Source organism: Enterobacter cloacae complex sp. 6730903 (assembly GCF_048283985.1).
GTDB classification, from domain to species: domain Bacteria; phylum Pseudomonadota; class Gammaproteobacteria; order Enterobacterales; family Enterobacteriaceae; genus Enterobacter; species Enterobacter hormaechei_C.
Genome location: NZ_JBLVXX010000078.1, coordinates 1 through 9,211, shown reverse-complemented (window position 1 = coordinate 9,211; position 9,211 = coordinate 1). Strand labels below are relative to the sequence as shown.

Annotated in this window: 10 protein-coding genes; 9 read left to right on the top strand and 1 reads right to left on the bottom strand. The window is 57.4% G+C overall.

Features of this window, described 5'->3' with window-relative positions:
• Positions 1-240: 240 nt before the first annotated feature.
• The 8 genes from ACNQ0W_RS24080 (at position 241) to ACNQ0W_RS24045 (ending at position 7,633) form a co-directional block, all read left to right on the top strand.
• On the top strand, positions 241-783 hold the full coding sequence (locus tag ACNQ0W_RS24080; RefSeq protein ID WP_062933682.1) for a fimbrial protein BcfA: 543 nt from the start codon (positions 241-243) through the stop codon (positions 781-783).
• A 71-nt stretch (positions 784-854) separates the two neighbouring features.
• Complete coding sequence (locus ACNQ0W_RS24075) at positions 855-1,388, top strand: fimbrial protein (RefSeq protein WP_017382406.1); 534 nt, start codon at positions 855-857, stop codon at positions 1,386-1,388.
• Positions 1,389-1,434: 46 nt separating this feature from the next.
• Complete coding sequence (locus ACNQ0W_RS24070) at positions 1,435-2,145, top strand: fimbria/pilus periplasmic chaperone (protein WP_062933683.1); 711 nt, start codon at positions 1,435-1,437, stop codon at positions 2,143-2,145.
• 60 nt (positions 2,146-2,205) lie between these two features.
• Positions 2,206-4,830, top strand: a complete 2,625-nt coding sequence (locus ACNQ0W_RS24065) for a fimbrial biogenesis usher protein (RefSeq protein WP_062933684.1) — start codon at positions 2,206-2,208, stop codon at positions 4,828-4,830.
• Positions 4,831-5,838, top strand: coding sequence for a fimbrial protein (locus ACNQ0W_RS24060; RefSeq protein WP_062933685.1), 1,008 nt, complete (start codon positions 4,831-4,833; stop codon positions 5,836-5,838).
• Positions 5,839-5,847: 9 nt separating this feature from the next.
• A complete protein-coding gene (locus ACNQ0W_RS24055) occupies positions 5,848-6,393 on the top strand; it encodes a fimbrial protein (RefSeq protein ID WP_062933686.1) in 546 nt (181 codons plus the stop codon).
• Between the two features lie 9 nt (positions 6,394-6,402).
• On the top strand, positions 6,403-6,924 hold the full coding sequence (locus ACNQ0W_RS24050; protein WP_062933687.1) for a fimbrial protein: 522 nt from the start codon (positions 6,403-6,405) through the stop codon (positions 6,922-6,924).
• On the top strand, positions 6,917-7,633 hold the full coding sequence (locus ACNQ0W_RS24045) for a fimbria/pilus periplasmic chaperone (RefSeq protein ID WP_062933688.1): 717 nt from the start codon (positions 6,917-6,919) through the stop codon (positions 7,631-7,633). Before ACNQ0W_RS24050 ends, ACNQ0W_RS24045 begins: the two co-directional genes overlap by 8 nt.
• 34 nt (positions 7,634-7,667) lie before the next feature.
• Here the strand turns inward: ACNQ0W_RS24045 and ACNQ0W_RS24040 are convergent, their stop codons facing one another.
• Positions 7,668-8,270 (bottom strand): helix-turn-helix domain-containing protein, encoded by a 603-nt coding sequence (locus ACNQ0W_RS24040; RefSeq protein WP_062933689.1) that lies wholly within the window; start codon positions 8,268-8,270, stop codon positions 7,668-7,670.
• 42 nt (positions 8,271-8,312) lie between these two features.
• Between ACNQ0W_RS24040 and ACNQ0W_RS24035 the strand changes: the two genes are divergently transcribed.
• Positions 8,313-9,002, top strand: coding sequence for a B3/4 domain-containing protein (locus ACNQ0W_RS24035; RefSeq protein WP_062939389.1), 690 nt, complete (start codon positions 8,313-8,315; stop codon positions 9,000-9,002).
• Positions 9,003-9,211: the final 209 nt, after the last annotated feature.

Sequence of the window (9,211 nt, the reverse complement as noted above, 5' to 3'; positions counted from 1 at the left end):
AAGTAAAACTAATAAAACATCAGCCCATTATCGCATTGATATAATATTATTTACTCCGTAGAATCCCCTTATTCATCAGCGCAGTGGCGGATGATATAAAACCAGCAATATCGACCTGGATAAAAATAATATATTAATCCCAAATTACATCCTATACCACTGCCTCGAAAAACAATTCACGTGACAATGTGAATATATTATTTCAATTGACAGCATGATGTTTATCTAAAAAGGATTTGTATGAAAAAGCAAGTTATAGCAATGGTTGTTGCTGGCGCGCTGGCTGGCGGCATGGCAATTAACGCACAGGCCGATACCGTTACCGTTTCCGGCGGGACCGTCAACTTTGTCGGCCAGGTGGTAAACGCCGCCTGTTCCGTCGCGGCTGACTCCGTAGACCAGACCGTTACCCTGAGCCAGGTGCGTACCGTCAAACTGACGACGGTCGGCATGCAGGCCAATCAGAAAGAAGATTTTAGAATCGTTCTGGAAGATTGCGACGCCACCGTTAGCCAGAATGCCGCCGTCATCTTTAACGGCCAGCAGGACCCTGCTGTAGAAGGCAGCCTGGCGAACACCGCTGGCGCAGGCGCGGCCAAAAACGTTGCGCTGCAACTGTTCGGGCCGGACGGCCAGTCGCTGAACATTGGCGATACCTCCTCCAGCGTTAAGCTGATCAACGGCGAAAACATCATCCCGCTGAGCGTGGATTACGTGGCTACAGGCGCGGCCGAACCGGGCAACGTCTCCTCTGTCGCAACGTTCCAGATGGTTTATTCCTGATTCGTTAGCCGATCTCGCTTCTTCGCCTGCGGGCGGAGAAGCGTTGTCCGGCAAGCGTTAGAGAGTTCGCAATGCAGCAATCCATAAATCGGGCGCTGCTGATAGCCGGCACTGCGCTTTTTGCCGTATTGCCAGCTGCGGCAAAGGACGATGGAAGCGTGACCTTTCAGGGTCAGGTCGTCAATGCGGCCTGTTCCGTCAGCATGGATTCCCAGGATCAAATCGTGCATATGGGACAGGTACGCAACAGCCAGTTCATCGCCGCCGGTGACTGGGCCAAACCGGTCCCCTTCTTCATCACGCTGGAAGCATGCGACACCAGCGTAAGCCAGCGCGCCGGGGTGCTGTTTAGCGGCGAGTCTGACGGCAACGATCCCCAGGTTTTTCGCGCGGGCTATGGGCCTGGCGCCGCCACCGGGATTGGTATCGGTCTTTTCGATGCGATGGGGAACCTGGTAAAGCCTGACACCGCGCCCCCCTGGTACAGACCTTTGCAGGACGGTGAAAACCGGCTGAGCTATATCGCCAGATATCGCGCCACCGAAGATAGCGTCAACGCTGGCACCGCGAACGCGCAGGTCTGGTTCATCGTTTTCTACCAATAACTGACTCACGGGCAAGAAGCCTGACACATGAGAAACTGAGGGAACAATGCGTATCATTACATCACGCTGTAAACTGACTCATCTGATAGCTGGCGCTCTAACGGCGCTGTTCGCGATGGGGATGGCCGGTTCAGCCAGCGCAGGCGGTATCGCGCTCGGGGGAACCCGTGTAATTTATCCGCAGGGTGATAAACAGGTTTCATTACCCGTTATTAACTCTTCAACGAATACTACCTTTTTAATTCAGAGCTGGGTGTCCAGTGCCGAAGGGGCAAAATCAGCGGATTTTGTCATTACGCCGCCGCTGTTTGTTATCCATCCGAAAAAAGAGAATACCCTGCGTATTATGTACGTGGGCCCCGATCTGCCTGTCGATCGCGAGAGCGTTTTTTATCTGAACAGCAAAGCGATTCCTTCCGTCGAGAAAAATAAGCTTTCCGGTAATACGCTGCAAATCGCCACCCAGAGCGTCATTAAACTTTTTATCCGGCCGAAAAAATTGCCGTCGCTCTCAATTGACGCGCCCAAAACATTAACCTGCTCGGTCGCGAATGGAAAAGTCACCATTACCAACCCATCGCCTTATTACGTTTCGCTGGTGCAGTTCTTCGTCGGCGGCACGCGTCTGGCGAATACCATGGTAGCGCCCAAAAATAATCTGGTGGTGGAGATCCCCGGTGGCGGCGCTGGCAGCGTGAAGTTTCAGACCGTTAATGACTTTGGCGCCAACACGCCCGTTCAGACATGCACGAAATAACTCGTAATCGGCGTTACGTATAACGTTTTGAAATAACAAACCTCGCAGGTAAGGGAAGACATGAAGCGTGTTCAGCCACGAAGATTTAACGCGCTCGTCAGAGCGTCGCTAACGCCGCTGGCGTTGACGATAGCGGGACTGCTTTCGCCCATCACCGTGCGCGCGGAATATTTTTTTAACCCGGCGTTTTTGTCGAGCGATCCTTCCGCCGTGGCGGATCTCTCCCGTTTTTCAACAAATGGCCAGGCGCCGGGTGTCTATCGCGTGGACCTCTGGCTAAACGGGACATTTGTCGCCACCCGCGATATCAACTTTATCGCCAGAACCGGAACGGACGGAGCCGCACAGGGCGACGACACCGGGCTACTGGCCTGCCTGACGCCCAAAGCGTATGAAAACCTGGGCGTCAACGTTCAGGCATTCCCGGCGCTGGCCGCCGCGAAAGCGGACAGCTGCGTGGACATTGCCGCCATTATTCCGGCCGCCGCCACCCTGTTTAATTTCGAACAGCTGCGCCTGGAAATCAGCATTCCGCAGGCCGCATTACGCAACAACGCACGCGGCTATATCCCGCCAGAACAGTGGGATGAAGGTATTAACGCTCTGCTGCTGAACTATAACTTTAGCGGATCATACAGCCGCGATCGCAGCGAAAACGGCACAACCCACAAAAGCTATTTCCTCGGCCTGAACAGCGGGGTGAACCTTGGCGCGTGGCGTCTGCGGGACTACTCGACGTGGAACTACTATAACAGCGACGAAAACCGCCATAACGAATGGGAACATATCAACACCTATCTTGAGCGGACGGTGATTCCGCTTAAGGGCAGGCTGACGGTGGGCGACAGCTATACCCCGTCGGAAATTTTCGACAGCCTCCCCTTTCGCGGCGCGCAGATCGCCTCGGATGACAACATGCTGCCAGACAGCATGAAAGGCTTTGCGCCCACCATTCGCGGGATTGCCAAAAGCAACGCGCAGGTGACCATCAAGCAGAACGGCTACACCCTTTACCAGAGCTACGTTCCGCCCGGCGCCTTCGCCATTAACGATCTCTTCCCCACCTCCTCCAGCGGCGACCTCACGGTGGAAGTGAAGGAGACGGACGGCAGTATCTCCCGCTATTCCGTCCCCTACTCCGCCGTACCGCTCCTCCAGCGTGAAGGGCGGGTGAAGTATGCCCTGACGGCGGCAGAGTACCGCAGCAATAACGATCAGCAGGACGAGGTGAATTTTGCCCAGGGCACGCTGATCTGGGGCCTGCCGCACGGCGTAACCGTCTATGGCGGCTCGCAGCTTTCCGGCGATTACTACGCGCTGGCTCTTGGCGCTGGCCTCAATATGGGCAACGTTGGCGCCATCTCTTTCGACGTTACCCACGCGCGCAGTACGCTGGCCGACGACACCAGCCATACGGGGCAGTCTCTTCGTTTCCTGTATGCCAAATCCCTCAACGAGATGGGTACGAACTTCCAGCTGCTGGGCTACCGCTACTCCACGTCCGGGTTCTATAACCTGGATGAGACAACTTACAAACATATGCAGGGCTATACGGGGGATGCGGAGCAGGATGACGCAAATGAGGCCACAGACTGGCTGGACTACTACAACCTCAACTGGACCAAACGCGGCAAGCTTCAGTTCAATATTTCGCAACAGTTAGGCGGGCTCGGCTCGCTGTTCGTGACCGGAAGCCAGCAGAGCTACTGGCATACGGATGAAAAAAACACGCTCGTCCAGGTGGGGTACAGCGGCACCTGGTCCGGGATCTCTTACAGCCTGACCTACAACTACAACAAATCGCCGGGCATGTCGGATAGCGATGAGATTTATGCGATTAATCTTTCCTTCCCGCTTAGCCAGTGGCTTTCACCGGCCAATGACGTCAGCCAGAAGCGGAATTACGCTTATGCCACCTATGGCATGAGCGCCAATAAACACGGCGAAACGTCTCAGAACGCGGGGATTAACGGCACGCTGCTGACGGAGAACAACCTTAACTACAGCGTACAGGAAGGTTATGCCAGCCAGGGGGCTGGCTCGCAAGGTTCAGCCAGCCTCGAATACGATGCCGCCTACGGCAACGCCAGTCTGGGCTACAACTACAGCGACAACGGCGATTACCGGGAAGTGACCTACGGCCTGAGCGGCGGCGTGGTCGCCCACCGCAACGGCATCACCTTAAGCCAGCCGCTGGGTGATACCAACGTGCTGATTGCCGTGCCGGGCGCGGCGGACGTCAGCGTCGAGAATGAACCCGGTATCCATACCGACGGACGCGGCTATGCGGTGGTGCCTTACGCCTCGGCCTACCATCTGAACAGGATGGCGCTGGACATTAACTCCCTCTCAGACGCCATGGATATCGATGATGCCGTCACCAACGTAGTGCCAACCCATGGCGCCATCGTGCGCGCCACGTTTAACGCCCGTCTGGGCGCACGCGCGCTGGTAACGCTGCGCTACCATGGCAAGCCGGTGCCGTTTGGCGCCCTGGTTTCCCGCGACGATAACGGCAGCGACACCATTGTAGGCGAAGAGGGCGAAGCCTATCTCTCCGGCCTGAGCCCAAAAGGGGTGTTGAAGGTGCAGTGGGGAGAAGGGGCGGATAAACGCTGTACGGCCAACTATCACCTACCTGAAAGCAAACAGCCGCTGCTGCGGATCACCATGGAGTGTTCATAAATGAAATTCAGGATGATGCTTCTCTCTGCCGCCGGGCTGCTTTTTTCGCTCAATAGCCTGGCCGCAACGTGCAAAAACGCCAACGGCGGAATTTCCGTGGTGAATTACGATCTGACCACCACGCTCACGACGGATCAAAACAGCAAGGGCAACGGTGCGGAGCTGTCACGAACCCAGGATATCCACGTCAATGCCATCTGCCCCCCCGGCGACTGGGAAAAGCGCACCTATCGTACCTATATCTCACCTTTTCCCGTCGTCAAAACAGAAGGCGAATGGAAATATTTACAGCTTGATCCGGATTATATTATCGGCGCGATGAAAATCCATGACGCCACCATCGGCGATTTTTATCCGCCGGTGGAGTATGTGCACATGGGGGGGCACGACGAGGTGGACACGGGCGGCGTCTTTCCGGTAAACGACAGCAACCTGACCTTCAAAATACAGATTGTCAGGCCGTTCATCGGCTCGGTTGTGATCCCGCCGAAACTGATGTTTAACGTCTATGTCACCACAACGGAAAATGACCAGCCCACCGTAATCGTTTATCAGATCACCTACAGCGGCGTAATAACCGTCCCGCAAAACTGCGTGATTAACGCCGGGCAAACCGTCACCGTTGATTTTGGCGCGCTCTACCATGGCGATTTCACCCAGGCCGGACAGCGGCCTGACAGCGTAGCGCCAAAAACCTTTACCGTGCCGATCGAATGCAACGCTGACGTCAACTCACCGGCGCAGCTCACCCTGCGGGTGCAGGGGACGACAGACGCCCGTTTCGCCAACGCGCTGGCGACGGATAACCCGGACGTGGCCGTCATCGTGACCAGCCCGCAGGGCGAGATCCTCCGGCCAAACGTGTTCTCAAGCAGCGTCCCCTTTACCACGGATGCGTCAGGACGCGCGGACGTGACGCTGCAAGCCTACCCCATCAGCACCACCGGGCAATCGCCGGAGCTGGGCGTCTTCAGGGCTCTGGCGCTGTTACGCATTGATTTCGCCTGAGGAAGCGTAATGACCATTTCATGGAAAAACGCCGTATGGCTGAGCGTGGTCCTGTTAAGCCCGACGCTGGTGAAGGCTGACGACACGAGCTTTAACGTGCAGTTTCTCGGCACCATCGTCGGGGAATCCTGTAACGTCGATACTAACAGCGCAGAGCAAACGATCGACCTTGGTGAATTTACGACGGAGGATTTTCCGCGCGTGGGCGCCACGACACCGGAAAAGCAGTTTGCCATCACGCTCAAAAACTGCACCCGCGCAATCGGCGGCACGACCGTCTGGTTTACCGGCGACGCGGACGCGAACGATCCCACGCTGCTTGCCCTCTCAGATACCGGAAAAGGGACGCAGCGCATGATGGCGACCGGGTTGGCGGTCGAGTTGCTCGACAGCGCGCGGGCGCCTGTCCCGATCAACAACACCGAGTCGCCGCTTTATCCTCTGCTGCCGGGCGATAACACGCTGACCTTCTTCCTGCGCTATAAATCCACGCTGCCGACGGTCACCTCCGGCAACGCCACCGCCGTGATGTATTTCGATCTGCTTTACCAGTAAGGAGACAGAATGACGATCCTGAACAGGTTATTTATCTGCTGCGCGCTGCTGTTGTCAGGCAGGACGTTCGCCCATGACGGTACGGTCTATATTACCGGCGTGGTGAAAGGCAAAACCTGTATCGTCTCCCCCGGCTCGGAACAGCTGGTAGTGGAGATGCGTGATGTGGCGGCCCGCCAGCTGGCCGGGCAAAAAAACGAAACGCCTTATGAACCGTTCACTATCAACCTTGAAGCCTGCGGCGCCGGGTTATCCACCGTCAGCGCCCATTTTGAAGGTACGCCGGACGGTAACAATAGCGATCTGCTGGCCCTGACCGGCGGGCCGGACTATGCAACCGGCGTGGCTATCGGCCTCTATAATCCTGATAAATCGCTGATCGCCATGGGGGATGAAAGCCTGCCGTTCGCGCTAAGCAATGACCAGACCACCCTGGCGCTGCATTTTTACGCCCGCTATCTCGCCGTGACGAACGCCGTTACGCCGGGGGTGGCTAACGCTGCCGCCACCTTTGTGCTGACCTATGCGTGAGGCCAGCCTGCTGAAAAAAGCGAGGATAGCCCTGCTGACCGCCGCGTCTTTCTGCCTCTTGCCCGCTCAGGCCGGGGTGGTGATTGGCGGCACGCGGTTTGTTTATCCTCAGGCTCAGCGCGCTATCAGCGTCACCGTGCGCAATAAGTCCTCGCTGCCGTATCTGATTGGCACAAAAATTTATCGCGGCGGCCGATGGCAGGGGGCGCAGCAGCCCCCCGAAGCGGCCACCGCGTGGTTTACCGCGACGCCGCCGCTTTTTGCGCTCCAGCCCGGACGTGAGAATAAGATCCGTCTGTTTCGCGCCGATGCGCCGCTTCCTGCCGATCGCGAAACGCTCTTCACGCTAAGTATTGCCTCCATTCCGGCCAGCCAGCGTCACAGCGATAACGTTCAGATGGCGGTACGTTCCAGCATGAAGCTTATCTATCGTCCGGAGGGGCTTCAGGGCGAACCGGCGCTGGCCTATCGTCAGCTACGCTGGCAGCTGACCGCCGACGGGCTGACGGTTGAAAACCCGTCGCCGTATTACGTCACGCTGTATCAGCTTTCCGTTAACGGAACGCGGGTGGATAACGCCGGCGTTGTCGCCCCCCTGAGCCAGCGACGAACGGACTGGTGTAAAGGGGCTGCCAGGTGCCAGCTCACCTGGCAGTCGCTGAGCGACGAGGGGCGGATATTGCCCTCGATCGCCCGCACGGTGAAATAATTGCTCGCGGGGGTATCCCGGCAGCGGACCGACACTAGCGGTGAAACTCCGCCACCGTCATGGTGAAGCGAAGCACGGTATCGCCTTCATTGGCGTAGCCATGCGCCGCTTCCGTTTTCGCTACCGCCGACGCGCCAGCATTAACCTGTACCACCGTCTCGTCCACCGTCAGGGTTAATACGCCTTCGTTCACGTGCAGCAGCTCAAACGTTCCCGCCGGATGTCCCGGAGAGGTGAACGTCTCCCCCGGATGCATCTCCCACTGCCACAGCTCAATCATGTCCGGGCCTGCGGTGCCTGCCAGCAATCTGGCGTAACCGCCCTGTGCGCCCTGCCACAGAACCGGGATCGCCTCTTCCTGAATAATGTGTACCTGCGGCTCGCTGGAGACGTTAACGATGTCTGCCACCGAGACGCCAAGCGCGGCGGCCAGTTTGCACAGAATGGCAATGCTGGGGTTGGCAGCCCCTTTTTCGATCTCCACCAGCATGCCTTTGCTGACGCTGGCGCGGCGGGAAAGCTCGTCCAGCGACAGCTTTTTCTCTTTCCGCCAGCTGCGGATACGGTTCGCCACGGCCAGGCTTACCTGGGCAACATCGGCGCCCGCATCGGTCATTATATTGACTTTATCAGTCATTGGTCACTACCATGGTATAAAACAGTCAATACAGGATTATTTATGTCTCTTGTAACACCGTCAATAGATTCGCGACTTGTCGGGATCGCGCCCGGCTTTCGGGCGTTGAGCATTCAGGTTGAAGCCGCCCCGATTACCCAACCGGAGGTTGCGCCCGCCGTGCTGGCGCAGGCCTGCCAGCAGATGCTCAATGATGATGTACCCTGGGCAGAAAATCACCTCGCCGCCTGGGATGAGGTGTTTAAAGCCTTTGGTGCAAAACCCAAACGCACGCCCTGCTCGGCCTCGGCCCTGCGCAAGCGCGTGATGAGAGACGGTTCGCTGCCGCCGCTCGATCCGGTGGTGGATATCTATAATGCCATCAGCATCCGCTACGCTATTCCGGTGGGGGGAGAAAATCTGGCGGCTTACTCGGGTGCACCGCGCCTGACGCTGGCCGACGGCAGCGAGCCGTTTGATATCTTCAAAGAGGGTGAGTCGGTAGTCGAAAATCCGGAGCCAGGCGAAGTTATCTGGCGTGACGATCTCGGCGTCACCTGCCGCCGCTGGAACTGGCGACAGGGGATACGCACGCGTCTGGACAGCCAGGCGCAGTCCATGTGGTTTATTCTCGAAAGCCTGCCGTCGATGCCGCTGACAGCATTACAGGAAGCTGGCGATGAGCTGGTGAGCAATCTGCAAAAGCTGATGCCGGGCGCGACGGCGCGTGTTCAGTTGCTGGAGCTGGCGTGAACAACGCCGGGTGGCGCTTCGCTTACCCGGCCTACAAAATCAACACCCACCGTACCCGTAGGCCCGGTAAGCGTTAGCGCCACCGGGCAAATACCGCACCATCTCGCCCCCGTAGGCCCGGTAAGCGTAGGGTATGAACCGGAAACATGGGTAACACTTTAGACCGGATACATGGGTAACAGTTATAACTGGCATAGAAGAGGAGACTC

Excerpts from the sequence above, each read along its gene's own strand:
- ACNQ0W_RS24080 (WP_062933682.1), top strand. The coding sequence starts at position 241 with ATGAAAAAGCAAGTTATAGCAATGGTTGTTGCTGGCGCGCTGGCTGGC.
- ACNQ0W_RS24075 (WP_017382406.1), top strand. The coding sequence starts at position 855 with ATGCAGCAATCCATAAATCGGGCGCTGCTGATAGCCGGCACTGCGCTT.
- ACNQ0W_RS24070 (WP_062933683.1), top strand. The coding sequence starts at position 1,435 with ATGCGTATCATTACATCACGCTGTAAACTGACTCATCTGATAGCTGGC.
- ACNQ0W_RS24065 (WP_062933684.1), top strand. The coding sequence starts at position 2,206 with ATGAAGCGTGTTCAGCCACGAAGATTTAACGCGCTCGTCAGAGCGTCG.
- ACNQ0W_RS24060 (WP_062933685.1), top strand. The coding sequence starts at position 4,831 with ATGAAATTCAGGATGATGCTTCTCTCTGCCGCCGGGCTGCTTTTTTCG.
- ACNQ0W_RS24055 (WP_062933686.1), top strand. The coding sequence starts at position 5,848 with ATGACCATTTCATGGAAAAACGCCGTATGGCTGAGCGTGGTCCTGTTA.
- ACNQ0W_RS24050 (WP_062933687.1), top strand. The coding sequence starts at position 6,403 with ATGACGATCCTGAACAGGTTATTTATCTGCTGCGCGCTGCTGTTGTCA.
- ACNQ0W_RS24045 (WP_062933688.1), top strand. The coding sequence starts at position 6,917 with ATGCGTGAGGCCAGCCTGCTGAAAAAAGCGAGGATAGCCCTGCTGACC.
- ACNQ0W_RS24040 (WP_062933689.1), bottom strand. The coding sequence starts at position 8,270 with ATGACTGATAAAGTCAATATAATGACCGATGCGGGCGCCGATGTTGCC.
- ACNQ0W_RS24035 (WP_062939389.1), top strand. The coding sequence starts at position 8,313 with ATGTCTCTTGTAACACCGTCAATAGATTCGCGACTTGTCGGGATCGCG.